Origin of the sequence: Bradyrhizobium sp. Rc3b, from assembly GCF_900114915.1 — a bacterium.
Classification (GTDB): Bacteria; Pseudomonadota; Alphaproteobacteria; order Rhizobiales; family Xanthobacteraceae; genus Bradyrhizobium.
On sequence record NZ_FOUS01000010.1, the window covers coordinates 316,325 to 341,439 of the forward strand.

The following is a 25,115-nucleotide window of genomic DNA, read 5'->3' on the forward strand; positions in this document are numbered from 1 at the left end:
GCGCTTCCCCGAAACCCCGCCGGACCGCAGCGCAAGGATCATCGCCATGCTCATTCAACCGATCGCCAGGACCAGCCGCAGCAAGACGAGAGCCTAAGGTGCGCCGTAACATCGTGAGGGAAGGACGGCATGCAAAAGCTCAAACGGGCATTTTGGCGCACTCTGGCCACCGATGGAGCTGCGTTGCATTGAGCTGACTCAAGCCTGCTCGTGATGAGCTGCACGGGCTCATCTAAGCAGCCGCCTGACGACTGCCCGATGGCTGGCTCGACGCATCCTGCGTCGCGGGGCCGCAGCTCATTCCGTCCACGACTTTGCTCCAGCGCAAACTCCTGGATGTCGCAATCTCCCACTTGAAGGCAAAGAGCTCTTCGGAGGAAGTCCCGTGATCATCTCAACCAAGTCACTCCTGATGGCAGTCCTCGCGCTCTGTTTCGTGCTGGGGCAGCCTGCTCTCGCCGCCGGACCCCACAGCCATGAAGGACCAACCACGACCGCCCGGCCGGAGCTCGACCACGGCAAAAAGTGGCCGACTGATGATGTCTTGCGCCGCGGCATGGACGACATCGGTCTCGCGATGAGGCAGTCGCTGGCACCCATTCACAGCAACGTGTTTACGCCTGTGCAATACGAGGCTTTGGCGACGCGAATCCAGGCGCAGGTCGATGACGTGGTCGGAAACTGCAAGCTGCCCGAGCAGGCCGATCAGCAGCTTCACCTCGTCCTCGAGCAGATCATCGATGGCGCGGCGACGATGAAGACCGGGACCAGCCGCGATCAGGGAGCCATGAAGATCGTGCGGGCGCTCGCTCAATACGGCAAGTATTTTGACCACGCCGGCTGGCAACCGCTGCAGCATTGAGGTCGATTGCCGCTGCGTCCTATGCCGCCACGGCCTCGTAGATGTCCTCTTCCTGGGCCGTGTGCATGCGCACCAGCGTCTCGATCGCCTCGATCACGCGCTGGGCGTCGCGAATGAGGTAGCGGTCGATCTTCTCTGACGGCAGATCCTCCGCGATCCGGGCGAGCAGCCGCGCGAGATGCAGTATCTCGCGATGCGCACGGCTCATGGCGGAGAGTCCGTGGCGGTCGCGCAGAACCTCCGTGAGCTTCGGATAGACGCTGTCTTCATCCTCGCGTTCGTGCATCACGACGCTGCTTTGGACCAGTCGATGGGCCTCGCCAATCAAGGCAGCGACCGCTTCGGGCACCGCGTCGTCGAGCGCATCGACGATCTGGCGCAAGCCGTCGAGATCCCTGAGCAGGGCCTGATGATCGTGATGCAACGTCAGCCCCTGCTCTGCGGTGAGGCGCGGACCACTCCTGACGAGAGGCGGATTGAGCGCTCGCAGCGCGTTCAGAATGACGGCAACATCGATCACCTCCTGGACGATGGCGGCGGGCACGGGATCGAGCCAGCCAACGGTGGCAGCGACCATGGCTACCAATGACAATCCCATACCGGCGAAGATGCTCTGTAGGGCGATGCGTCGCGCCCGCTGCGCGATGATGATCGCTTCGCCGACCCGATCCAGCCGGTCCGTGAGGATCACCACATCTGCCGCCTCGGAGGAGGCGCTTGCACCACGCGCGCCGAGCGCGATCCCGGTGTCAGCCACGGCCAGCGCCGGGGCGTCATTGATACCGTCGCCGACCATGATGGTCGGATGCAGCCGCTGTTCGCTACGCACCGCTTCGACCTTATCTGCGGGAACGCGGTCGGCCAGCACGGCATCGAGATCGAGCGCAGCTCCGATGGCCTGCGCCGCCGCGGCGCGATCACCCGTGACCATCACCATCCGCGCGATGCCGGCATCGCGCAGCAGCCGGATCGCGCGTGGCGTGTCGGCCCGCAATTCGTCGGCCAGCAGCAGCGCGCCGATCAGACGGCCGTCCACCGCGACAAAGACGATCAGCGCCGAGCGCCACGAGGCACGTCGTATCGCTCGCAACTCCCATGACGACAGATCGGCATGCGAGAGAAGCATTTCCCGCGAGCCCGCCACAACGTGGCGTCCGTCGATCTGGCCGCTGAGGCCGGATCCCATGATCTCTTTGACATGTTCCGGCGGTCTCAGCTCGAGCCCCTGGGCGAGCGCCGCAGCGACGACGGCCTTCGCGAGCACATGATGCGACGCTTGCTCGAGCGACGCTCCGAGCCTGAGGACCTCGTCCGGATCCTCGCCCGGCGCGACCTCTACGGACAGCAGCCGCGCCCCGCCCACCGTCAGGGTACCGGTCTTGTCGAATAGCACGGTGTGCGCGCGGGCCAGCGCCTCCAGCGCCCTTCCGCCCTTGGCCAGGATGCCGCGGCGGGCCGCTTGCGCCACCCCGGCGATGAAGGCGACGGGTGCGGCCAGAATCAGGGGGCAAGGCGTCGCCGCCACCAGCACGGCAAGGCTGCGGGTCAGGTCGCCGGAGATGTGCCATGCCACAAAGGCGATGACGAGTGTGACCGGCAGGAAGATCAGCGCATAGCGGTCGGCCAACCGCACAAAGGGAGCTCTCGCAGTCTGCGCCGCAGTCACCATGCGCACGATGCCCGCGTAAGTACTCTCGCTGGCCATCGCCGTCACGGTCAATTGGAAGGTCTCACCCGCATTCAGAGAACCGGAGAGAACGGCACTTCCGCGTGTCTTGTCCGCCGGAATCGGCTCGCCAGTCACAGCGGACTCGTCGATGGTGGCAGAGGCCGACGCAACCACACCGTCGACCGGCACGATTTCGCCGGCCTTAACCAGAAGCTCCTCGCCGACCGCGACGTCTTCAACCGGAGCATCCTCGATCCGCTCGCCGGATCTGCGATGGACCTGGCGCGGTGCCCGATCAACCAGGGATCGCAGATCATGCTCCGCCCGTGCGACCGCGATCTCCTCCAGCACGTTGCCGCCGGAATACATCAGCGCGACGACAGCGCCTGCGAGCGGCTGTCCGAGCGCTAACGCCGCACTCATCGACAGCAGCGCGATCGCGTCCACGCCGACGCGGCCGCTCAAGAGATCCTTGACGATCGAGACCGCCAATCCCGCAATCACGGGCGCCGTGCCGAGCGCCCAGGCGAAGTTGGCTACATCAGGCCGGCCCGCGGCTCGCGCGAGAATACCTGCGATCAATCCTGCGATTGCGATCGCAACCAGAGCCCATCGCAGGACCCGATCAAACGACATGGCTTGGCGCGCCCGCCCTTCGGCTTCCACTCGCTATTGCTGCGGGACGGCGCTCTTGTTCCCGTGCATGAACGCCATCATCTCGTCCGGAGTGAGCTTCCCGTCCTTGTCGCGATCCATGGCCTTGAAAATTCGTTCGTGCGCGACCTGAAACTCGGGCAACGAGACGGTTCCGTCGCCATCGGCATCCATCAGCGCGAAGATGATGCGAAAGGCGACCGGCGGTCCCATGGCGTCACCGCCTGTCGCACCATGCCCCTTCATTCCCTGTGCCATCATTCCGCGCCCCATCATTCCCATCATATCTCCACCGCGCATCGGGCTCTGCCGCTCGGCGGATGGGTTTGCAGAAAAACTCGACTGCGGCGAGGCCGGCGCCTGCTCCTGTCCGGGATGGTGGCTCTGATGGTCCGCTGGCGATTGAGCCCAAGCCGGCTGGCCCAAAGTGGCGAGCAGCAACGCTGCAGCAATGGTTCGACCTGGCATGGCGCTTCCTCCGTCCTTGGGGTGGGCCTACAAGGTGTCGAACTTCACCGAGTTTACGTTGAGCCAAATCAAAAAGCGGCTTTTGCTCCAGCTTGGCCCCTATGGCTTTTCGACGCTGCCGCCGGTGCGGGCGCAGCCGATCGCCTCCGTGAGCACCTTGCGGTCGCCGATGTGATTGGCGAGCAACAGGATCAGCCGTGCGTTCATCCGCAGCGCCTGCTCCTCGTCGAGATCTCGCTGGCTGTCGATCAGCTCGGCGTAGAAGTCGTCGGGATCGGCGATGTTGGGTGACAAATTGAGCGTCATGCTGCCAGCTCCTTCCGTCCGGCGGTGTCGTGCCCGGAGGCCCGCAACATCGCATCCGCGATCTCAGCCTCGTCGAATCCGGTCCAGCGTGCCGCGACGTATTGATCGGGCCGGAACAGGTAGGTGGTCCCGGCCGAAGCGTCGTAGCGCTCGGCAAGCAGGCCGGAGGGATCGGCGATGTCGCGGCCGACGACAATGAGTTTCGCTTTGAGGGGACCCATCGCGATCTCGGTCTTGTCGGTCTCCTTGCCGAAGGCCACGACCGTGAAGCCATCGCCGAGACAATGGAGGAACCAGGCGGGCTTGCCATCCACCGTGATCGGCGCATCGGCCGCATTGGTGCCGGGCCGCACGCCGCCCATCATCGCGTCGTCATCGGGGGTATTGAGCGCCGACGTCACATAGGGCGTCGGCGTCGAGAGACGGCCGCTGTTGACCAGAGGCCGCGCAAAGGCGTGATGGCGGGCGAGCTCCAGCACCGCGTCACGGAAATAGCGGCTCGCTTTCGTCTTCGGCGTGATGAAGTCGGTGGCGCGCGTCGAGTTCAGGATGTTGTCGTCGGCGGCATAGGCGCGCTCCTCGTGATAGCTGTCGAGCAGTGCTTCCGACGCCTCGCCGCGCAGCACCATCGCGAGCTTCCAGGCGAGATTGTCGATGTCCTGGACGCCGGTATTGGCACCGCGCGCGCCGAACGGCGAGACCTGGTGCGCGGCATCGCCGGCGAACAACACCCGGCCCTGGCGGAAATTGTCGATGCGCCGGCAGGCGAACTGATAGATCGAGACCCATTCGAGCACGAACTCGGTGTCCTCGCCGAGCATGGCACGAATGCGCGGTATCACCCGCTCGGGCCTCTTTTCCTCATCGGGATCAGCTTCCCAGCCGAGCTGGAAGTCGATGCGCCAGATCTTGTCCGCCTGCCGGTGCAGCAGCACGGACTGGCCGCGGTGGAACGGCGGATCGAACCAGAACCAGCGCTCGGTCGGGAAATCCGCCTTCATGGCGACGTCGGCGATCAGGAAGCGGTCCTGGAAGTACTGTCCCGTGAACTCGGCCCCCACCATCTTGCGCACGTCGGAGTTGGCCCCGTCGCAGGCGATCACCCATTGCGCCTCCATGGGGAAGATGCCGTCGGGCGTTTCGACCGCCAGCGTGGCGTGGTCGGCGGCCTGCTTGAGGCTGAGGAGCCGGTGCTTCCAGCGCAGCTCGATCAGCGGATTGGCCCGGCATTTGGCAACCAGCATCTCTTCCAGATGATATTGCTGCAGATTGATCATGGCCGGCCATTGGTGGTCGGCCTCGGGCAACAGATCGAACTGGTAGGACAGCTGGTCCTGGAAGAAGACCCTCCCGACGTTCCAGCTCACGCCGCGCTCGACCATGGGCGCCGCGCAGTCGAGGCGGTCCCAGATTTCGAGCGGTCGCTTGGCGTAGCAGACCGCGCGCGAGCCGATCGAGACGGTGTCGTTGTCGTCGAGCACCACGACCGGCTGGCCGCGCGCCGCGCAATCGAGCGCCGCGGTCAGGCCGATGGGACCTGCGCCGATCACCACGATCGGATGCCGCTTCACGATCCCCTCGGCCTGCTCTTGGGAACGCCGATAGCCGAACTTCGGATAGATGTAGCTCGTCATGTTCGCTTCCTGATGCGCGTGCCGGGATCAATGCGCGTCCGCGAATTCCTTCTCGTGCATCCAGGCGGTGTGGCGCGGCGGGCGCTTGGTGCGCGACCATTCCTCGACCATCTCGTGCGCGACCGACTTCATGCGGTCGATCTGCTCTGGCGTCGCGGTCCAGACCGCGATCTCCAGGCGATGGCCGCTCGGGTCTCGGAAATAGATCGACTTGAAGATGGTGTGGTCGGTAATGCCGACGACGTCGAGGCCGACGGCCTCCGCGCGCGCCTTGGCCTCTTCGAGCTCGGCGAGGTCCTTGACCTGGAAGGCGATGTGCTGGGTCCATTCCGGCGTGTTGGGATCGCGGCCCATAGGCGGCGAGTTCGGCAGCTCGAAGAAGGCGAGGATGTTGCCGTTCCCGGCATCGAGGAAGATGTGCATGTAGGGATCGGGCGCCTTGATCGAAGGCACCCGATCCTCGGCAATGGCGCCGAGAAGATCCATGTTCATGACGGTCTTGTAGAACTCGACAGTCGCCTTGGCATCGACGCAGCGATAGGCGACGTGATGGATCTTCTCGATTTTCATGGCGTTTCGCTCCCTGGATTTGCGGTTGCGAAATTAGTATCAGATGTTACTATTTCCTGAATTTGATCTGGATCAATCCACTCCGAAGAATTTTTCGAGTGGGTCGGCGACGGGAATCGCGTGATGGGACGTTCAAGCGTGGCGCGCGGCGAAGCGGCCAAAGCCGCCACGGCGCAGGATGGCGTCGAGCTGGACCTGCAGCGATATTTTCCGTACCGGCTGGCACGCCTTGCCGAGCAGGTGTCGCTGGCGGTTGCCGAGGTCTATTCCGAACGTTTTGCGCTGACACGGCAGGAATGGCGCGTGCTCGCCATTCTCGGCGTGCGCCCGGAGATTGCGACCAAGGAGATCGGCCCGCGGACGACGCTCGACAAGATGCAGGTCAGCCGCGCCGTGCAGGGCCTGGAGTCGCGCGGCATCGCCGGCCGCAAGCACCATCCCGACGATCGGCGCGAGCTGATCGTCTCGCTGACCCCAGCCGGTCGCGCGCTTTATCGCAAGATCGTGCCCTACGCGCTGGCGCGGGAGACGAAGCTGCTTGGGGCGCTGACCGCCGAGGAAGTGGCGGTGCTCGACCGGGTAATGCGCAAATTGTCGGCCGCGTTGGCGTAGCTTCTCCCCTCAGCCCCACTTCATCTCGCCCTTGGCGACCTTGGAGCCGATATCGAGCGCGACGCCCATGCCGAGATTCGGGAAGCGCGCTTCCATGGCAGCCTTCAGCGCAGCGCTGTCAGCGGCCTTGGCCAGCTCTTCGTCGAACGCGAGCAGATATTTCCTGGTGTGATCGACAGCGGAAAGATCGACGGCGACGCCCGCTGCCATGTGGCCCGGCACGACGAGAGACGGCTTGCGGGCCGCGATCTTGTCGAGGTTGGCGACCCAGGCTGCGCGCTGCTCCTTGGTCGGCGTATCGGCGGTCCAGACATGCACGCCGGAGAAGATCATCACGCCGCCGAACACGGCATTCAAGGACGGAACGAAGAGATAGCGGCGGTTGGCGAGACCTTCGGCGTTGACGATTTCGATCGCCTCGCCGTCAACCGCAAGAGAAGCCCCATCGAACGCGTCCGGCAGCACGACATCGGCGAGCGTCTGCGGACCGTTCTCCTTGAGCTGCGGTCCCCAGACGGCGAGCTTCTTCTCCACATTCGCCTTGATGGCCGCGAGCGTCGCGGACGCCGCCAGCACCTTGGCATTCGGGAACGCCTCGCGCACCGGCTTCAGGCTGAAATAATAGTCCGGATCCGATTGGCTGACATAGATGGTGGTGAGCTTCTTGCCGCTCGCCTTGATCGCCTCGACGAGCGCGCGTCCGTCCGGATAGGAGAAGCCGCCGTCGATCAGCACCGCCTCGGTCGGACCGGAAAGCAGGACGGGCGCACGGAAAAATCCATTGGGGCCTGCGGGAAAATGTTTCCAGCTCAGCTTGCCCTCCGCGGCATGACCGACTTCGGCGGGTGCGAATAATGCGGCGGCACCCGCGGCAAGGCTGGTCTTCATGATCTGTCTCCTCGACAACATGGCTCTCTCCATTGAACTCTGCAGGGAAAATCGGTTTGGATGATCAGGCGGCACGGAGTTGTGCGGCCAGCAGATCGAACCGCCCGAACAGCATGCTGCCGTCCAGCAGCCTCCGCCCGGCGCCCTCGCCGACCACCAGGGCCGGCACGCCACCGGCCCCAAATCGCGTCATGTCGGCGCGCGCGGCCGCGGTCCGCGCCTGGTAAGCCGCGATCAATGCATCGTCAGGCGCCCGCACGCGGCGCGCTGCATCGGTCAGTTGCGCGCCGTCGAGCAAATCGGCGACGATTTGAAGGTTGGAATTGTCGCGGCCATCAACATAGCGGGCGCGCTGCAAGAGCTTGAGCGCCTCGAACTCACGAGCCGGATCAACCAGGCCTACGGCGACGACGCCAAGGGTCGCCGGCGCCGAGTCGAACAGGCTGCCGGTATTGCCGAGAATGCCGGTGCGATAGGCCTCACTGAACGGCTGGCCGGTCAACCGTGCGATGCGCTGGTCGTTCTGCCAGGCATAGGCGGCAAAATGCTGGTCCATGGTCCGCGCCGCGGGGCCCGCAAACAGGCCGGTCGGTGCCAGCACCAGCGTCACATCGCCGTGCGCGGCAAGCTGCTCCAGCACTGGCGATGCGCCGTAGCACCAGCCGCAGAGAGGGTCGAAGAGATAGGTGATTTGCATGATTATCGGGCCGCCAATGTTCGATGCGGAGAACCTAGCGGCCGATCATTATTTGATAAATATCAGATAATGGTACATATTGTTTGTTATTAGCTGACAATGGCGACCGCATGGAAGCGATCAATCTCAACCGCCTCGCCTATTTCGCAGCCGTGGTCGATGCCGGCTCGTTCACACGCGCTGCCGAGCGCCTCGGCATCACCAAGACCGTCGTCAGCCAGCAGGTGGCACGGCTCGAAGCAGAATTGAAAACGGCTTTGCTGCTGCGGACCACCAGGAGGGTCGAGCCGACCGAAGCCGGCCGGTTGCTGCATGCCCGCTGCGTCATGATCCTGCGCACGGCGGAAGATGCCGTGGACGAGCTCGCCCAGACCAATGCCGAGCCGATGGGCATGCTGCGGATCGCCGCGCCGAACGACTATGGCGCAACGATGATCGCGCCGCTGGCAGCGAAGTTTGCGCGCAAATATCCCGCTTGCGGCGTCGAGCTGATCCTGTCGGACACGCGAACGGACCTCCTCGCCAACCAGATCGACCTGTCGATCCGGGTCGGCTGGCTGAACGATTCAAGTCAGCAGGCCAGGCGGATCGGATCGTTTCGGCAATTGCTGGTGGCCGCGCCAGACGTGGCCGCGGCGTTCCGGAGCAAGACGCCCGACGAGCTTGCGGCTCTGCCATTCATCGCCAACGGCGCGCTCGACGAGCCACTGGTCTGGCGCTTCACCAGACGCGATATCGACAGCCGCACGATCCGCATGCGGCAGTCGATCTCGATCAACACGACGCCTGCGGTGCTGGGCGCAGCCCTCGCCGGCGGCGGACTCTGCGTGCTGCCCGACTATTTGGTCGCGGAGCATTTGAAGTCCCGCCGGCTGGTCCATGTCCTGCCGTCCTGGAGCCTGCCGACCGGCGGCATCCATGCCGTGTATCCCGCGGCCCGGTTCCGGCCGCCGAAGATCACGGCGTTCGTGGCCATGCTGGTGCAGGAAGGCCGCACGCTCGCCAGCAAATTTCCGGAATGACAGGTGCCCGCTGGTTCATGCCGCGGATCGATCCGGCAGGCCGCCCCGCAGGGCGTCAAGCAGACGCTGCTCGCGCTCGATCCGGGCGCGATAGAGCTCGCGTTCGCTCTCGCTTCTGGCACCGGCCAGCAACAGGCGGTAGTGCCCGATCACCTTCTCGCTGCCGCTGATGAGGAGGTTGCGGACGTCACTCATCGTTCCGCTCCGGTCGTGGCAATCGCCGATGGTGTATTCGGAACGGTGATTGCGGCCGGGAAGGCATCGGCGGCGAGAGCCTCAAGGGCGGTCTGCTCCTCGGCGAGGCGCCGTTCGATAAACTGGCGCTCAATGTCCGACAGTTCGGTCTTCAGTAGGCGTCGATAACGAGAGAGGTTGTTGCGGTGCGCGCGGATGCGGGCGAAATCCTGATCGAGCATCGTCGTCACTCCTGACGGTCTTTCACGGTCCTTTTCGAATTTGCGGTGCGGGAAGAAACATCTTCCGGCGCAAAAAATATTCAGGCTTGTTTTGCTGTCAAGATCCTCTTTCGCCGCTTGCTTGACACAGTTGGGGGTGCCCGAAAAAAATTTTGCGCATCCCTCTTGCAAGGGCCTTGCGGCGCTCTAAGTCGTTTTTCGCCGCGAGAGCGGTGTGCCGGATGCCCGATCGGGTCCGGCGCGGGCGCCGGGCCGGGGTCTTCGGATCCGTTCCCGATTCCTTAACGGCGCTCCTTCGTATCCTCTTGCTCTTTGGAGGACTTGGTATGAGGACCACCTTTGACTTCGCGCCGCTGTGGCGCTCCACCATCGGCTTCGACCATCTGGCCGACCTCGTCGACAGCACGCTGCGCCAGGCGGGCGAGGACAATTATCCCCCCTACAACATCGAGCGCTCCGGCGAAGACCAATACCGGATCACGCTGGCCGTGGCGGGCTTTGGCGTCAACGACATCAGCGTGACCGCCGAACAGAACGCGCTCACCATCGAGGGCCGGAAGCCGGACAGCGCCACGCGTGAATATCTCTATCAGGGTATCGCCGCGCGTCCGTTCCGCCGCGTGTTCAATCTCGCCGACTACGTCCAGGTCAAGCAGGCCGCTTTCCAGGACGGTCTCCTGGTCATCGATCTGCTGCGCGAGATTCCGGAAGCCATGAAGCCGCGCCGGATCCAGATCGCGGGTGCTGCGTCACCGCAGATCGAGCAGAAGAAAGCGGCTTAGGCCGGTCGAACGCGTTCGACAGCGACCACCCTGGCGGATGGCGACCGGATCGCCATCCGCCGATCGGACCATCCCTTCGAAAGGAGTGTAGAGGGAGACGAGTGATGACCAATGCCAATGCGACCACCGGCGGTCTCGGCGCGCTGTTCCATCCCGCTGCGCATTATGCATCGCCAAGCGCCGTCCTCGACGATGGCAAGCTCTCGACAGCGGAGAAGCGGATCATATTGTCGTCCTGGGCCTCGGACATGTACGCGGTCGAATCCCATCCAGCGCTGCGCGAGATTCCCGGCATGGATCAGCCGATCCGGCTCGCGGACATTCTCGCCGCGCTGCGGAAGCTCGATGATGATGACGACGACCCGCCGCCCGGCGGCGGCGTCCCGATGCGGCTGCGGCGGCCCTGGGCCGCCGCAACGCCGTAACGAGGACCAGCCAAAGGGTCTGAACAAGGCCGGCTTCACCTTCCAGTATCAAACCGACACGAGATCTCCGGTTTCCGCTGCAACGCCTCCGGCCGCGCGAGAATGTGTTCGATGTGTCGCTCGCCGATGAGACCCGCTCCCATCACTGACAGGCGGACGGGTGCACTCATGCGATACTAGCCCTTCTTCTCATCGAGCAGCTTGGCCACGCGACGCAAGCCGAGCAGATAACCTTGCGTGCCGAAGCCCGCGATGATCCCATCAGCTCGTTTGGAGACAAACGAGTGGTGGCGGAATTCCTCGCGTTTGTGCACGTTGGAAATATGCACCTCGATCACTGTCCCCTCGAACGTGTTCAAGGCATCCAGGATGGCGACCGACGTATGGGTGAAGGCCGCGGGATTCATCACGATACCGGCAGCCGTCTCGCGCGCCTCGTGGATCCAGTCGATCAGCTCGTATTCTCTGTTCGATTGGTAAAAGCGCATCTCCAGGCCGAGCTCCGCGGCCAGCGCCCGGCAATCCCGCTCCACGTCCGCAAGCGTCTCGTGACCGTAGATGTGAGGCTGGCGTTTGCCAAGCAAATTGAGATTTGGCCCGTTGAGGACGTAGACAAGACGACTCATGGAAGAACTCCGTTCAGTGATGGGCAAGGATCTCGCCGAGGAACTGCCTGGTGCGGGCGTGCTGTGGATTGCGGAAGAAGACGTCGGGCGCGCCTTCCTCGATGATGTGCCCTTCGGCCATGAAGATGACACGATCGGCAACCTGGCGGGCAAAGCCCATCTCGTGGGTGACGCAAATCATGGTCATGCCGTCGTTGGCGAGGCCAATCATCGTATCGAGCACCTCCTTGACCATTTCAGGATCGAGAGCCGAGGTCGGCTCGTCAAACAGCATCACCTTGGGCTGCATACAGAGAGCACGCGCGATCGCGACACGTTGCTGCTGGCCGCCCGAAAGCTGAGCCGGATATTTGTCGGCCTGGTCACCAATGCGTACCCGCTCCAGGTATTTTCGCGCGGTCGCCTCTGCCTCGGCCTTGCCGATGCGGCGCGCGCGAATGGGGGCGAGCATGCAGTTCTGCAACACCGTCATATGCGGAAAAAGGTTGAAGCTCTGAAAAACCATGCCGACGTCCTGACGTACGACATCGATCGCCTTGATGCTGTCGTCCAGCCGATGACCGTTCACCACGATACTGCCCTGCTGGATCGCCTCCAGGCGGTTGATACAGCGGATCAGCGTCGACTTGCCCGAACCGGACGGACCGCAGAGCACGATCTTCTCGCCCTTGCGCACGGTGAGATCGACATCGCGGAGAGCTTGGTACCCGCCGTACCACTTCTGCACACGCTTCATTTCGATTAGGATCTGGTCCTGCATGCTGGCCTCCGCTGTCGGGCGGCGGCCAACGCGGATCGCGCGTCGGCCGCTCGCAGGGACTACTGAACGGTGAAAGGGACGCCGGGGACCGAGTCGGGGAAAACCGGGACCGGCACCTTCATCCATTTGGCGTAGAAGGCGGCCAGCTTGCCGTTCGACTTGATCTGGTCGATGAACTTGTTGACCGTCTCGTTCCACTCCTTGTCTCCCAGGCGCGTACATGCGCCGTTGTACAGAGCGGAGAAATGAAGCTTCGGTTCGAACCCGAGCTCCGGTTTCGCGGCGTTCAGACGCTGCGGGTAAAACAAGTTCGCACCCACGGCCTGGACTTGGCCAGAGAGCAGTGCCTGTATCGTGGCCGCGTCATCGTCGAATCTGCGGATCTCGGTCCCGGACGGGGCGTTGTTGGTGACCTGCGTATCTTGCGTCGAGGAGCGCGGGACACCGATGACATATTTGCCCATATCGGCATTGCTGCTGATCGGCGTTGCCTGGGCCGCGACGAGCGTGATCTCATTGGCGACGTACGGCTTGGAATACTGCACCGCCTTCGCACGCTCCGGCAGCATAGCCATGGTCGCGAACAGGATGTCCACACGGCCCGTGGTCAATGCCGGGATACGATTGGCCACGGCCAGAGGAGAGAACTCGGCCTTCACGCCGAGGAATTCAGCGAAGGCACGCCCCATGTCGGCATCGATGCCTTCCTGCTTTCCCGAGCTGTCGACAAAGCCCCAAGGCGCATTATCGCCCTGAATGCCGATGACGACGACGCCCTTCTTCTTCACGTCTTCCAACGTAGCGGCCTGCAATTTGCCCGCCGTGGCGACAGCCGCCAGTGCGAGTACCGCGATGCCGAGCTGGCGGCGAGTGATCGAAAATAGCATTTAGTGTTCTCCTCCTGGTGATGGCTGTATTTGATTGGGTAGGTGCGCCGTTCCTACCTTTGATTGGCCAGGGCGAGCCTGGCCTCCATCCGGCTGCCCCACCATGAGAGTGGCCAGCAGAGGATGAAATACATCGCGCCAACCACGCCGAAGACCAGCAACGGCTGGTAGGTCTGGTTCGATACGATTTGGCCGGCGCGGGCGAGTTCGATGAATCCGACAATGGCGGCGAGCGAGGTGCCCTTGATGAGTTGCACGAGATAGCCGATGGTCGCCGGCAGCGAGATGCGGATCGCCTGCGGCAGCACGATGTCGCGCATGCGGGAGGAATAATGCAGGCCGAGCGCCATTGCCGCCTCGGACTGGCCGCGCGGAACGGCCTGGATTGCGCCGCGCCAGATCTCGCCGAGGAAGGCGGAAGCGTTGACGGTGAAACCAATCGCTACCGCGACGAAGGCATCGAGCTTCAGCCCGGTTAGCGCCAATCCGTAATACACGACGAAAAGCTGCAGCAGCAGCGGAGTGCCCTGGAATATCCCGATGTAGACGCTGGTGATCCATTCCACGCCCTTGTGACCACAGGTCCGCATCAATGCGACGGCAAGCCCCGCCGTGCAGCCGCCTGCGAATGCGACCAGCGTCAGCAGCACGGTCCATTGCAGACCACGTAACAGGAAGCCGAACTCCGGAAGGCCAAAATGCGGTGTCATGAACTCTCCTCAGCGTGTCGGATAAGAGAAGAAACGGCGGGAGATGACTGCAAAGCCCAGCATCAGCAGCCAGGAGATCGCGAGATAGAGGAAGGTGACGGAGAAATAGACTTCGAAGCTGCGGAATGTGTCGCTTTCGATGCGCTGCGCAACCGATGTCAGTTCATAGGCGGAGACGGCTGAACAGATCGACGAGGTCAGCGTCAGCATGATGAACTGCCCCGTGAGCGACGGGTAGATCGCGCGAAGCGCGGGCTTGAGTACAATGAAGCGGAACACGTGTCCTTTGTGCAAACCGAGCGCGTAGCCGGCCTCAACCTGTCCTTGGTGAATGGACTGCACGCCGCCACGGATGATCTCGATGGCGTAGGCGCCTCCATTCACGCCGAGTGCGATAATGGCGGTGGCGGTCGGATTGAGCTTCAATCCGATGAGCGGCAGTGCAAAGAACAGAAAGAAGATCTGCACCAGGAAAGGCGTATTGCGCACGATCTCGACGAAGCCGATCACGATGGCACGTAACCAGGCCGCCTTCGAATCGCGTGCCGCGACGCCGGCGACGCCGATGATCATCGCCAGTGTCATGCCGGCAAGCGCCAGCCCCAGCGTCCCCAGGCACCCCCACAACAAGGCTGGGAGCGCCTGCCAGACCACCGAGAAATCGAGCGTATAGCCCATCTTGCGTTTCCTCTCGGGCGTTGTGCGTGCCGCTCGCCCATCGGCCGGGTGTCACCCTCCCAGGGATGCAAAAGTCGCGAAGAAGACGTCCGGATCAGGTGAGATGCCCGTGAACAGGCGGAAAGCTTCGGTGCCCTGGAAGATCGCCATGCCGCCACCGTCGACGGTGCGGCAGCCGAGCGCGCGGGCCTCGCGCAGCAGTGCGGTTTCCAGCGGGAAATAGACGATCTCGGCGACCCATAGATCGGGACGCAGCAAGGCCGTCGGCAGCGGCGTGCCCGGATACTTCTCCATGCCGATCGGCGTTGCGTTGACGATGCCGTCCGCGGCAGCCACGGCCGCTGCGACATCCCGGCCGACCCTGAAGTGCGCTTCTGCAAACCGAGGGGACAACGCGTCGACCACACCCTGTGCCTTGGCCAAATCGAGATCTATGATCGTCAGTTCCTGCACGCCGAGCTTCATGAGCGCGAAAGCAACTGCCGCGCCTGCGCCGCCCGCGCCGAGCTGGACGACCCGACCGAGCGATGCGCCCTGCATGTTGCGGCGGAAGTTCTCGGCGAAGCCGAACCAGTCGGTGTTGTGGCCGGTCATTCGGCCATTCCTGATGACCACGGTGTTCACGGCGCCAAGCGCCTCCGCGTCGGGCGAGAGCTCGTCCAGAAGTGAAATAATCGCCTGCTTGCAGGGATGGGTCACATTCAGCCCGTCAAAGCCCATCCGCCTCGCGGCCATGAGCAATTCCGGCAATGCCTCCGCACCGAGCTTCAAGTCGGACAGATCGATCTTCTTGTAGAGATAGCGGATGCCCGCAGCGTCAGCGGCCGCTTCATGCATGGGCGGGGTGCGGGACGCAGCAATGCCGCTGCCGATCAGGCCGACGAGGAAGCTGGGTTTGGGTTGCATGCTCGGCACCGCCGGTCAGCGCAATGGGACGGTCAGCTCGGCGATGACCTGAGCCGTGCTCGGTCGAACGCCGCGCCACCAGGCAAAAGCTTCGGCCGCCTGTTCCACCAGCATGCCGACGCCGTCGGCGAGCTTGGCGACGCCTTCGGCGCGGGCCGTGTGCAGAAAGGGCGTGAGCCCCTTGCCGTAGGCGAGTTCGTAGGCCAGCTCCGCCCCCCAGAAGACATTGCCTGGAAGCGGCGGCATTTCACCGCGCAGACTGGCAGACGTCGCGTTGACGACGACGTCGTAGCCCTCCGCGAGATCGGCCAGCTCGGCGTAGCCGCTGACGATCAGGGGACCACAGCCGGCAAACTCGTCGGCCAAAGCCACGGCTTTCGACAGCGTTCGGTTGACGAGAACCAGCTCCGAGGGGTCCTGGCGCAGGAACGGCAGCATCGCGCCGCGGGCCGCTCCTCCAGCGCCGAGCATCAGGACGCGGCGGCCGGCCATTTTGACGCCGAGATTGACGGTGATGTCACGGACGAGGCCGATCCCGTCGAAATTCTCGGCAATGATCCGATCGCCGACGAACTTCAGGCAGTTTGCGGCGCCAGCTCGCTCGGCGCTCTCCGAAAGCTCATTTGCGTACTCGAAGGCATCGAGCTTGAACGGGGCGGTGATGTTCAGCCCCTTGGCGCCCTCGGTCCGGAATTGATCAACCCGCTCGTTGAAACCATCGAGGGGTCCCTCGATTGCCTCATAGATAAGGTCCTGTCCCGTCATTCTGGCGAAAGTGCCATGGATAAGGGGTGACTTGCTGAAGCCGATCGGATTGCCAATCACCGCATAACGATCGCTCATCGCTCACTCCTGCACTGCGACTTCGTTGTACAGCACGCCGTCGCGCACCATTGCGTCGACGGTTTCAGGCGACAGCCCCAGTGACGCGGCAATGCGCCGATTGTCCTGACCGAGTAGTGGCGCCGGCATGCGTATCGTGGTGTCGCAGTCGGAGAAGCGGAAAGGCAGGTTCGGCAGTGTCACCTTGCCGAGCACGGGATGCTCCTGCTCGACCAGCATTCCGCGCGCGCGGATCTGCGGGTCTTTCACGACTTCTCCGATGGTCTGCACGGGAGCGGACGGCACACCTGCTTGCTCGAGTGCCGCCAGACACGCATCCCGAGACGGCTGCGACAGCGTCCAGTTACGCACAATCTCCATGGCTTCGGCATAATGGGCGTTGCGTGCGGCAGGTTGGGCGAAGCGCTGGTCGGATGCCAACGCGTTCCCTCCGATCAGCGTCGCCAATCGCCGCCACGCATCATCGACTTGCGCGGCGATGACGAGATTACCGTCCTTGGCAGGGAAGACGCCGTAGACGGTCGAGTCCGGCTGTCCGCTGCCGGTCTGCTTCGGCATGTCGGCGCCGTCGGAGAGGAAGTAACGCTGAACCGCATAGTCGTGCATCGAGACCATGCAGTCGTACAGCGCCAGATCGATGTGTTGGCCACGGCCGGACGATACGCGACCGACCAGCGCCCCGTTGACGGCTGCTACGCCGTGGATGCCGGTATACATGTCTGCCAGCGGCATCCGCAGCAACGGCGGAGCTTCACCGGGAGTGCCCAGTTGCGCCAGGGCGCCCGACATCGCCTCTGCGATCAGGCCGAAGCCCGGACGGTCGGCATAGGGACCGGTGTGGCCATAGGCTGAGACCGAGCAGTAGATAAGTCTGGGATTCCGTGCCGACAGCGCCTTGTAACCGAGCCCGAGGCGCTCGAGTGCGCCGGGGCGGTAGTTCTCGATGAAGACATCGGCCGTGTCGACGAGCTTCATCATCATGTCGAGACCGCGCGTGTCGCGCAGGTCGATGCACAGCCCCTGCTTGCCCATGTTCTGCTGCAGGAAATAGCCGGATTGCCCGTCCTTGAAATATCCGTGGGCGCGTCCCGCATCGCCTTCCCTAGGGCGCTCCACCTTGATGACCTCCGCGCCCATCGCGGCGAGGCAACGGCCCATAAACGGGCCTGCCAGGAAATGGCTGTAGTCGATGACGCGAATGCCTTTGAGCGGCAGATCTTGGAGCGGCAGTTCTTGCGCGGTCATGCCTGCTCTCCTGCGGCGTTGTTCTTCGGGCGCATCGGAATCATCAACCGATGCTCGCCTAGCTGCACCACTTCGCCGCGCTGATTGATCAGCTCCGAGGGCAGCACAACGATGCCCCACCCATCACGCTTCGTGGCGCGCATCGAGCCGACACGGAACTTCACGTGCACGGTGTCGCCGAGCTTGATCGGCAGCTTGAAATCCCACGTCCAGCCCAATGACATTCCCGGAAGAAAACGGTAGTCGGCACGGGTCTTCAAACCGTCGGCCAGCGACAGACCAAACAGCCCGTGCGCGACGCGCGTGCCGAATGGTGTGGTCTTGGCGTATTCCTCGTCGACGTGGACCGGGGTGAAATCACCCGTCAACTCGGCATAGGCATTGACCATCGCCTCGGTGACCGTCACCGAGGGGGTGACGCATTCGTCACCGACCTTGGCATCGTCCCAGTAGCGCTCATCGATCATGTCGCGTTTTCCTCAGGCCCGTGGATTGATCGCCAGGGCGGCTTCCACAGCGCCTGCGCTGGCTTGCAAGATTTCGACGTTGAGCCCGCCCGGCAGTTCGAGCCAGTTCGGCCCCGCGGGCAACGCCCTGACGCCCCAGGCGGCAGCGCGGACCAGCACGCCTTCGTAGTCGTCGACCATGATGCCGAGATGGGCGAGACGCCCCTCCGGTCCGACAAAATTCGGATCTTCGATGAGTTGCACGCTTCCGAGCACCCACACCTGGCGCGGGCGCGCACCATCGGCGGGTTGCTCGTCGCGAATGGCGAGACCAAGCACCTCGCGAAAGAAGTCAACGTGACGATCAATGTCCGGCACACGGATCGCGACGTGCTCGATATAAGCGCGAGGCAACGACATCGTCTCAGCTCTTTCCAGGATAGTCGCTGCGGGCGTATTCGAGCCCTTTGACCAACGCGACGAGGGTAGAATTGACCGGGGTCGGCACGTTGAGCTTTGCGCCCCAACGCACGACGGAGCCGTGAATGTAGTCAACCTCGGTCGGATTGCCGGACTGCAAGCTCTGCAACATCGACGTCTTGAACTCGGGCGGCAGACCGGCGGATGCCATTGTCCAGGCGCGGAGTGGGTCGGTAATCGAGATCTTCACGCCGGCCGCCTGCGCTACCGCGATGCCCTCTGAAATCGATGCCAGCGCACAATCCTTCAGGATGGGGAGCGAATAGAGGCCGCCATAGGTCAGGCCGGTAATGGCAGTAACGCCGCCGCCGGCGACGTTGATAAAAAGCTTGTCCCACATCGTGCCCAGGATGTTGTCGCTGAGCAGCGTGAGAATGCCGGCACGATTGAAAGCCTCGGAGATTCTCTGCGCGCGCTCGGTCAAGCGTCCGTCAAGTTCACCGATGATGGTTTCCTTGCCGACGACCCCGGAGCGTACATGACCGGGGCCAAGCAGCACGCCACCAACGTAGGTCTTGCCCGCCATCACCCGCTCACGACCAACTTCCTCCGAAAGGATGTCCTCGTGACCAAGACCGTTCTGAAGTGACATCACAACCGTCTGCGGCCCGATGATCGGCGCTGCAGCGCGGATCGCATCCCGCGTGTAGTAGGATTTGACAAGGACGATGACGAGGTCGGCCTCTACGCCGACTTGGGCCGCGGAGGTGCAAGCGGCGACCTTCACGATGGTTTCGGCGTCGCCTTCGAGCATCCGAAGGCCCGTGGCATTGATGGCGTCGACATGAGCCTGGAACGGATCGATCAACCACACCTCGGCACCGCCGCGCGCCAGCGTGCCGCCGATGGTCGAGCCCAAGGCTCCCGCTCCAATAAAGCAGATCCTCATCCAACGCTTCCCCGCGCGCCCTTCTTGGCGCTGGAAGTGTGGTAGCAGGCCGATCGATATTAAGATATGATATGATCATTATATCCGATATTGTGAATCGCAATGAAGCACCTGGATAATGTCGAGACCAATCTGCTGGACCCGCGCCTGCTGAGGCTCTTCGACGCGTTATTCGCCACGGGCAGCGTCACCAAGGCCGCAGAAAAGCTCGGTCAAAGTCAGCCGACCATCTCGATCTGGCTGGCGCGACTGCGTAAGGAACTGGACGATCCGCTCTTCATCCGGTCGGCGGAGGGAATGCTGCCAACGCCGCGCGCCGAGGCTCTCATCGGCACGGCGAGGCAGGCGCTGGAAACGCTGCGTCGTCTGGCTGAGCTTCGCACCGACTTCGATCCCTCAACCGCAAAGCGCCGTTTTGCGATCTGCATGACGGATGGAAGCCACGTCACGCTGCTTCCGTCCATCCTCGCTCACATCCGCCGCGTCGCCCCGGGCGTTCGTATCGAGGCGACACAGATCGGCGCGGACACCCCACGGATGCTGCAATCCGGTGAAGCCGATCTGGCCCTCGGCTACATCTCGGGTCTCGACGCCGGACATTTCCAACAGGCACTTTTTCCGCAGGATTGGGTCTGTTTGGCGAACGCCAAACATGCCCGGATCCGCGACCGCATCACCGCAAAGGATTTCAGGCGGGAGGCCCACGTCCTCATTCGCTCCGGCACTGGACATCAGTTGCTCGCGACCGCGCTACAGGAGCAGCGGATAGTCCTTGACGTGGCGCTTGAGCTACCCGGCTTTTTGGGACTGCCCGCAATCGTGGGGACGACCGACCTGATCGCCACCCTGCCAAGGCACATTGGCGAAACGCTGGCTCACTATTACGGACTGCGCGTGCTTGATTGCCCGCTGGCGATCGCCGGCTTTACGGTGAAGCAATATTGGCACGCCCGCTTCCACCACGACCCGGCAAGCCAATGGCTGCGTGGCATCTGCGCGGAACTTTTTCAACAACAGGAGGTGCGGGGTCTGCATCCTTCCAGTCGGCCAAAGAAACGAGGGCCACGCAAAATGCGGTCGCAGTGAAGCGCTTATTGAAGCGGTTTTCGGCTCTTCGTGGCCAAACGATCGAAGCTAACGTCCGCCTTGCGCAAGACAGCAGCCTAAGCTTCTGGCTGGGGCGGGAGGGATCGAACCTCCGAATGGCGGAATCAAAATCCGCTGCCTTACCGCTTGGCTACGCCCCAACAGGCGACCTGGGGGCCGGCGGAAGAACTGGCTACCGCAGATTCCCTTGGTCGCAGCCGGTCTATAGGGAGCGGCGCAGCATTTCAACCGCCTGAAGGGCCAAAATACCACAGCCCCGGGTTCGGCGCCGCTACACTCTCTTTATGGGCCCGCGACGGCCCCGTTCTGACCGCCACCGTCCGGCCCCTCCCGCCCCATTGAGACCTCCCCCATTTCATGGGAATAGGGCGCCAAGACCTGTCCACGGGAGTGAGCCATGACCTACCGCGCGCCGATTTCTGACATGCTGCTGTCGCTCAATCACGGCGCCGGCCTCAAGGCTGCCGTGGAGGCCGGTCATTACGGCGATTTCGACGCCGACATCGCCGCGGCCGTGCTGGAGGAGGCCGGCAAGTTCGCAACCGACGTGCTGGCCCCGCTCAACAAGGTTGGCGACGAGCACGGCATCAAGCTCAGCGACGGCAAGGTGACGACCGCGCCGGGCTGGCCGGACGCCTACAAGCGCTGGACCGAGGGCGGCTGGAACGCGGTGTCCGGCCCCGAAGATTTCGGCGGCCAGGGCCTGCCGATCGCGATCAATGCGGCCTGCACCGAGATCTGGAGCGCCTCGAACCTCGCCTTCGGCCTCTGCCCGCTGCTGACGGCGTCGGCGATGGAGGCGCTGGACGCGCATGGCAGCAGTGAGCTGAAGACAATCTATCTCGAGAAGCTCGTCTCCGGCGAATGGACCGGCACGATGCAGCTGACCGAGCCGCAGGCCGGCTCCGACGTCGGCGCGCTGCGAACCCGCGCCGAGAAGCAGGCCGACGGCACCTATCGCATCAAGGGGACGAAGATCTTCATCACCTATGGCGAGCACGACATGACCGACAACATCGTGCATTTCGTGCTGGCGCGCCTGCCCGATGCGCCCGCCGGCACCAAAGGGATCTCGCTGTTCCTCGTGCCCAAGTTCATGGTCAATGCAGACGGCTCGCTCGGGCAGCGCAACGACATCTATGCGAGCGGCGTCGAGCACAAGCTCGGCATGCACGCTTCCCCGACCTGCACCATGACGATGGGCGATCATGGCGGCGCCATCGGCTTCCTCGTCGGCGAAGAGAACCAGGGCATGCGCTGCATGTTCACGATGATGAATCAGGCCCGTCTCGGCGTCGGCCTCGAGGGCGTCGGCGTCGCCGATCGCGCCTACCAGCAGGCTTTGTCGTATGCGCAGGAGCGCAAGCAGGGCCGCGCCGTCGGCAGCAAGAGCGAAGGCTCGGACGCGATCTTCGTGCATCCCGACGTCAAGCGCATGCTGATGCGGATGCGGGCGCAGACCGCCGCCGCGCGCACCATCTGCTATGCGACCGCGGTCGCGATCGACGTCTCGACGCGCGCCAGGGATCCCAAGGTGCGTGCCGATGCCGCCGCGCGCGCGGCGCTGCTGACGCCGATGGCCAAGGGCTATTCCACCGACATCGGCAACGAGGTCGCCTATCTCGGCGTGCAGGTGCATGGCGGCATGGGCTTCATCGAGGAGACCGGTGCGGCCCAGCATTATCGCGATGCCCGCATCACCGCGATCTACGAGGGCACCAACGGCATCCAGGCGATCGACCTCGTCACGCGCAAGCTCGCGGCCAATGGCGGCGCTGCCGTCTGGGCGCTGCTCGACGAGCTCGCAGCGACGGTCAAGAAAGTCGAAGCGTCGAACGATCCGGCTTTTGGCACCACGGGCGTCAAGCTGCGCGAATCGCTGGAGGCCTTGACCCGCACCAGCAAATGGCTGCTGGAGCGCGTGACGTCCGCGCCGAACGAGGCGCTTGCCGGCGCGACACCCTATCTGCAGCAGTTCGGCTCGACGCTCGGCGGCTGCCTGCTCGCCTCCGAAGCACTCGCCGCCAAGGCCGACGGCCTCACCGATGCGCCACGCTACGTCTCGCTCGCACGCTTCTTCGCCGAGAACATCAGTGTGCAGGCCGGCGCGCTCGAGCGCACCGTGACCGAGAGCGCGGAGTCCGTCGCAGCGGCGGATGCGGTGTTGCTGGGGTAAGGAGGCCTTGTAGCCCGGATGGAGCGCAGCGCAATCCGGGGCCGACGTCGCTCATGGCACGAATCCCGGATTACGCTTCGCTCCATCCGGGCTACGAGGCCACGGCCTTCGCGCTTCTCCCCGGCCGCCACAACACGATGCCCGCCGCCACGAGATCCAGCACGACGCACATCGCAAACGCCATCGTGTAGTTGCCCGTCAAGCTCCGCGCGAGGCCGACGATGCCCGGTCCGAAGGCGCTGACGACGCCGCTGATCGAGGTGCCCAATCCCATTGCGGCGGCGAAGGCGGCGGCGCCGATCTCGCGTTGGATGATCAAGGGCGGGAACGTGATCATGTTGCCGATCGAGAAGCCGTAGACGGCGCAGCACACCAGCAGCACCGTCGGGCTCGTGCTCTGCACGAGAACGAACAGCGCCGCCGCCTGGCTCGTCATCGACGCCGCGCAGGCGAGCCGGGGATCGAGCCGGTCGACGAACAGGCCGAGCGACAGGCGGCCGACCACCGCCATCGCCGCCATGATGGTGACCGCGCCGCCTGCGGCCGAGCGGCCGATCAGCGGCTCGAGAAACGTCACCTGGTGGATGATGAATCCCATCTGCGCCAGCAGCGCGATCGCGATCGGCAAGACCATGGTCCAGAACGCCGCGTTGGCGAGCAGCGCCTTGCGGGAATGGCTTGGTGCGGCCGTGCTCTCACCGGAAGGGCGTCCGCCCGAAGCCGGCGAGGTCCCTGCAGGCCAGCCGATGAAGGTCACGACCACCGGCAGCACCAGCACCATCATCGCGAGCGTGGCCGCCAGCATGGCGGAACGAAAGCCGATGCTGCCGGTCAGCGACAGCAGCAGCGGAACGAGGATGATGCCGCCGCAGGTCGCGCCGTTGAATGCGAGGCTGAGCGCCAGCCCGCGCCGGCGTTCGAACCAGGAGTTCAGCACGGTCGCGATCACCACGGTGCCCATGCCGGTCCAGCCGACCGACATCAGCGCATAGGCGAGATAGAGCTGCCAGGGCGTCTGCATCAGCGCCAGCAGCACCGTCGAGGCGCCGAGCGCCGCCAGGCCGCACAGGATCAGCGACCGCAAGCCGATGCGCGCGAGCAGATCGTCGGTGAAGATGACAAGGACGGAGGTCAGGAGAAACGAGAACGTGCTGGCCGCGGAGACCAGCGTGCCCGGCCAGCCATGGGCGCGCTGCAGCTCGGCGAGATAGACGCCCTGGCCATACAGGCCGAAGCCGAACATGAAGAAGGCCATCAGGAAGCAGGCCAGCACGACGCGCCAGCCGCGGTAGTGCAGCGAGGATTCGTCGACGCGGGTTGCGGCAATCATCAATCGGGCAATCGGGTCACCTGGAACCACGCGGGATCGTGCACCACAACCACTGGTTTTTCAAATGAAACATTGTAGCCAATTGTTGCGATGCGTTGGCTCCGAAAAGGTTGACTCAGCGCATTGGCACGCCTGCGGGATCATGTAGGCTGATGCTCGGCGAGACTCGCGAAGCGGCGAGCATCGCGGCGAGCGCAGGGGGCTCTCATGCCGAATGGCAATATCGTCGTCACCGAAGAGCGCGGAACGCGCGTCATCACCCTGCGCCGCCCGGGCAAGAAGAACGCGATCACCCAGGACATGTACCGGGAGATGAGCCACGCGATCGACACCGCGCAGAACAACCCCGACATCCGCTGCATGATCATCACCGGCGGCTCAGGCGTGTTCACCGCCGGCGACGATATCGACGATTTCATGCACGCCGACACCGCGCGCCCCGAGACGTTGTCGGAAGGCGCCAAGTTTCTCTATTCGCTCGCCCTCAACGTCAAGCCGATCATCGCCGCCGTCGACGGCGCCTCGATCGGCATGGGCACCGTGATGCTGTTTCACTGCGACTACGTGCTGGCCTCGAACGCTGCGACCTTCTCCGCGCCCTACATCCATCTCGGGCTGGTGCCGGTCGGCGCCGCCAGCCTCTTGATGCCGAACACGATGGGATATCAGCGCGCCTTTGCCATGCTGGTGATGGGGCGGACTTTTTCCGCCGCGGAGGCGCACGCAGCAGGCTTCGTCAACACCGTGGTGTCGCCCGGACATACCGAGGTCGAGGCGCGCAAGGTGGCGCGCGACATCTGCCGGCTGCCGGCCGAGGCGGTCGCAACCTCCCGCAAATTGCTGCGCGCGCCGGCGGAAGAGCTCACCCGCCGCATCGACCAGGAAGGCCATCTGTTCGGCGAGCGGCTCAAGTCGGAGGAAGCGGTGGCGGCGTTCAATGCGTTTGCGAACCGGAAGAAGAAGTAGCGGGCTCTCTCCGCGAGTCCAGTATCGTAGGGTGGGCAAAGGCGCACTTGCGCCGTGCCCA

The 25,115-nt window shown here is 63.9% G+C and carries 29 protein-coding genes and 1 tRNA gene; 8 read left to right on the forward strand and 22 right to left on the reverse strand.

The genetic code is table 11. The annotated features are described in order from the left end of the window. The first annotated feature begins 412 nt into the window (after positions 1-412). Positions 413-862, forward strand: a complete 450-nt coding sequence (locus BM190_RS24635) for a hypothetical protein (protein WP_092259863.1) — start codon at positions 413-415, stop codon at positions 860-862. Positions 863-881: 19 nt separating this feature from the next. Here BM190_RS24635 and BM190_RS24640 read toward each other — a convergent pair whose 3' ends face one another. The 5 genes from BM190_RS24640 to BM190_RS24660 all read right to left on the reverse strand — a co-directional run bounded on the left by BM190_RS24640 (position 882) and on the right by BM190_RS24660 (position 6,163). Beyond that, the gene (locus BM190_RS24640; protein ID WP_092259865.1) at positions 882-3,167 is read right to left on the reverse strand and encodes a heavy metal translocating P-type ATPase; all 2,286 of its coding nucleotides are present in this window, start codon (positions 3,165-3,167) and stop codon (positions 882-884) included. A gap of 33 nt (positions 3,168-3,200) precedes the next feature. Continuing rightward, entirely contained in the window at positions 3,201-3,626 is a 426-nt protein-coding gene (locus BM190_RS24645; RefSeq protein ID WP_502687008.1) for an EF-hand domain-containing protein, read from the reverse strand. A 126-nt stretch (positions 3,627-3,752) separates the two neighbouring features. Next, on the reverse strand, positions 3,753-3,959 hold the full coding sequence (locus BM190_RS24650; protein WP_092259868.1) for a DUF2783 domain-containing protein: 207 nt from the start codon (positions 3,957-3,959) through the stop codon (positions 3,753-3,755). After that, entirely contained in the window at positions 3,956-5,593 is a 1,638-nt protein-coding gene (locus BM190_RS24655) for an FAD-dependent oxidoreductase (RefSeq protein ID WP_092259870.1), read from the reverse strand. Before BM190_RS24655 ends, BM190_RS24650 begins: the two co-directional genes overlap by 4 nt. 27 nt (positions 5,594-5,620) lie before the next feature. After that, positions 5,621-6,163, reverse strand: a complete 543-nt coding sequence (locus BM190_RS24660) for a VOC family protein (RefSeq protein WP_092259872.1) — start codon at positions 6,161-6,163, stop codon at positions 5,621-5,623. A gap of 123 nt (positions 6,164-6,286) precedes the next feature. Between BM190_RS24660 and BM190_RS24665 the strand changes: the two genes are divergently transcribed. Next, the gene (locus BM190_RS24665) at positions 6,287-6,775 is read left to right on the forward strand and encodes a MarR family winged helix-turn-helix transcriptional regulator (RefSeq protein WP_092259874.1); all 489 of its coding nucleotides are present in this window, start codon (positions 6,287-6,289) and stop codon (positions 6,773-6,775) included. Positions 6,776-6,784: 9 nt separating this feature from the next. Here the strand turns inward: BM190_RS24665 and BM190_RS24670 are convergent, their stop codons facing one another. Together BM190_RS24670 and BM190_RS24675 are read right to left on the reverse strand one after the other, a co-directional pair. After that, a complete protein-coding gene (locus tag BM190_RS24670; protein ID WP_092259876.1) occupies positions 6,785-7,684 on the reverse strand; it encodes an MBL fold metallo-hydrolase in 900 nt (299 codons plus the stop codon). Positions 7,685-7,727: 43 nt separating this feature from the next. Further along, positions 7,728-8,360 (reverse strand): DsbA family protein, encoded by a 633-nt coding sequence (locus BM190_RS24675; RefSeq protein ID WP_092259878.1) that lies wholly within the window; start codon positions 8,358-8,360, stop codon positions 7,728-7,730. 110 nt (positions 8,361-8,470) lie between these two features. Here BM190_RS24675 and BM190_RS24680 point away from each other — a divergent pair, with 110 nt between their 5' ends. Then, the gene (locus BM190_RS24680) at positions 8,471-9,382 is read left to right on the forward strand and encodes a LysR family transcriptional regulator (RefSeq protein ID WP_092259880.1); all 912 of its coding nucleotides are present in this window, start codon (positions 8,471-8,473) and stop codon (positions 9,380-9,382) included. A gap of 15 nt (positions 9,383-9,397) precedes the next feature. Here BM190_RS24680 and BM190_RS24685 read toward each other — a convergent pair whose 3' ends face one another. Continuing rightward, positions 9,398-9,577, reverse strand: coding sequence for a hypothetical protein (locus BM190_RS24685; RefSeq protein WP_092259882.1), 180 nt, complete (start codon positions 9,575-9,577; stop codon positions 9,398-9,400). Beyond that, positions 9,574-9,798: a hypothetical protein gene (locus BM190_RS24690; protein WP_092259979.1), complete on the reverse strand. Its 225-nt coding sequence runs from the start codon at positions 9,796-9,798 to the stop codon at positions 9,574-9,576. The genes BM190_RS24685 and BM190_RS24690 overlap by 4 nt, the downstream gene beginning before the upstream one ends. 326 nt (positions 9,799-10,124) lie before the next feature. On the opposite strand from BM190_RS24690, the gene BM190_RS24695 reads away from it, so the two are divergent. After that, positions 10,125-10,580 carry an Hsp20 family protein gene (locus BM190_RS24695; protein WP_018322651.1) on the forward strand — a complete coding sequence of 152 codons (456 nt, stop codon included), beginning with the start codon at positions 10,125-10,127 and terminating at the stop codon, positions 10,578-10,580. Between the two features lie 104 nt (positions 10,581-10,684). Further along, positions 10,685-11,005, forward strand: coding sequence for a hypothetical protein (locus BM190_RS24700; protein WP_092259884.1), 321 nt, complete (start codon positions 10,685-10,687; stop codon positions 11,003-11,005). A gap of 176 nt (positions 11,006-11,181) precedes the next feature. On the opposite strand, the gene aroQ is transcribed toward BM190_RS24700, so the two are convergent. The 11 genes from aroQ to BM190_RS24755 are packed head-to-tail and all read right to left on the reverse strand — an operon-like array spanning position 11,182 to position 19,475. Next, positions 11,182-11,631: a type II 3-dehydroquinate dehydratase gene (gene aroQ, locus BM190_RS24705; RefSeq protein ID WP_092259886.1), complete on the reverse strand. Its 450-nt coding sequence runs from the start codon at positions 11,629-11,631 to the stop codon at positions 11,182-11,184. A 13-nt stretch (positions 11,632-11,644) separates the two neighbouring features. Continuing rightward, positions 11,645-12,391 (reverse strand): amino acid ABC transporter ATP-binding protein, encoded by a 747-nt coding sequence (locus BM190_RS24710; protein WP_092259887.1) that lies wholly within the window; start codon positions 12,389-12,391, stop codon positions 11,645-11,647. A gap of 59 nt (positions 12,392-12,450) precedes the next feature. Next, positions 12,451-13,278 (reverse strand): transporter substrate-binding domain-containing protein, encoded by an 828-nt coding sequence (locus BM190_RS24715; RefSeq protein ID WP_092259889.1) that lies wholly within the window; start codon positions 13,276-13,278, stop codon positions 12,451-12,453. A 53-nt stretch (positions 13,279-13,331) separates the two neighbouring features. Beyond that, the gene (locus BM190_RS24720; RefSeq protein ID WP_092259891.1) at positions 13,332-13,988 is read right to left on the reverse strand and encodes an amino acid ABC transporter permease; all 657 of its coding nucleotides are present in this window, start codon (positions 13,986-13,988) and stop codon (positions 13,332-13,334) included. 9 nt (positions 13,989-13,997) lie between these two features. Further along, positions 13,998-14,666: an amino acid ABC transporter permease gene (locus BM190_RS24725; RefSeq protein ID WP_092259893.1), complete on the reverse strand. Its 669-nt coding sequence runs from the start codon at positions 14,664-14,666 to the stop codon at positions 13,998-14,000. Positions 14,667-14,717: 51 nt separating this feature from the next. Then, positions 14,718-15,572 (reverse strand): shikimate dehydrogenase, encoded by an 855-nt coding sequence (locus BM190_RS24730; protein ID WP_092259895.1) that lies wholly within the window; start codon positions 15,570-15,572, stop codon positions 14,718-14,720. Between the two features lie 15 nt (positions 15,573-15,587). Then, complete coding sequence (aroE, locus tag BM190_RS24735; protein ID WP_092259897.1) at positions 15,588-16,415, reverse strand: shikimate dehydrogenase; 828 nt, start codon at positions 16,413-16,415, stop codon at positions 15,588-15,590. Between the two features lie 3 nt (positions 16,416-16,418). Beyond that, entirely contained in the window at positions 16,419-17,660 is a 1,242-nt protein-coding gene (locus BM190_RS24740) for a CaiB/BaiF CoA transferase family protein (protein ID WP_177237269.1), read from the reverse strand. Then, positions 17,657-18,127, reverse strand: a complete 471-nt coding sequence (locus BM190_RS24745; protein ID WP_092259899.1) for a MaoC family dehydratase — start codon at positions 18,125-18,127, stop codon at positions 17,657-17,659. The genes BM190_RS24740 and BM190_RS24745 overlap by 4 nt, the downstream gene beginning before the upstream one ends. A gap of 12 nt (positions 18,128-18,139) precedes the next feature. After that, complete coding sequence (locus BM190_RS24750) at positions 18,140-18,526, reverse strand: VOC family protein (RefSeq protein WP_092259901.1); 387 nt, start codon at positions 18,524-18,526, stop codon at positions 18,140-18,142. A gap of 4 nt (positions 18,527-18,530) precedes the next feature. After that, positions 18,531-19,475, reverse strand: coding sequence for a ketopantoate reductase family protein (locus BM190_RS24755; RefSeq protein ID WP_092259903.1), 945 nt, complete (start codon positions 19,473-19,475; stop codon positions 18,531-18,533). A gap of 102 nt (positions 19,476-19,577) precedes the next feature. Here BM190_RS24755 and BM190_RS24760 point away from each other — a divergent pair, with 102 nt between their 5' ends. After that, positions 19,578-20,561, forward strand: coding sequence for a LysR family transcriptional regulator (locus tag BM190_RS24760; protein WP_092259905.1), 984 nt, complete (start codon positions 19,578-19,580; stop codon positions 20,559-20,561). Positions 20,562-20,647: 86 nt separating this feature from the next. Here BM190_RS24760 and BM190_RS24765 read toward each other — a convergent pair. Further along, positions 20,648-20,722, reverse strand: a tRNA-Gln gene (locus BM190_RS24765). Positions 20,723-20,979: 257 nt separating this feature from the next. Here BM190_RS24765 and BM190_RS24770 point away from each other — a divergent pair. Beyond that, complete coding sequence (locus BM190_RS24770) at positions 20,980-22,758, forward strand: acyl-CoA dehydrogenase family protein (protein ID WP_092259907.1); 1,779 nt, start codon at positions 20,980-20,982, stop codon at positions 22,756-22,758. Between the two features lie 91 nt (positions 22,759-22,849). Here BM190_RS24770 and BM190_RS24775 read toward each other — a convergent pair whose 3' ends face one another. Continuing rightward, positions 22,850-24,088: an MFS transporter gene (locus BM190_RS24775; RefSeq protein ID WP_092259909.1), complete on the reverse strand. Its 1,239-nt coding sequence runs from the start codon at positions 24,086-24,088 to the stop codon at positions 22,850-22,852. Positions 24,089-24,295: 207 nt separating this feature from the next. On the opposite strand from BM190_RS24775, the gene BM190_RS24780 reads away from it, so the two are divergent. Next, the gene (locus BM190_RS24780; protein ID WP_092259911.1) at positions 24,296-25,054 is read left to right on the forward strand and encodes an enoyl-CoA hydratase-related protein; all 759 of its coding nucleotides are present in this window, start codon (positions 24,296-24,298) and stop codon (positions 25,052-25,054) included. Positions 25,055-25,115: the final 61 nt, after the last annotated feature.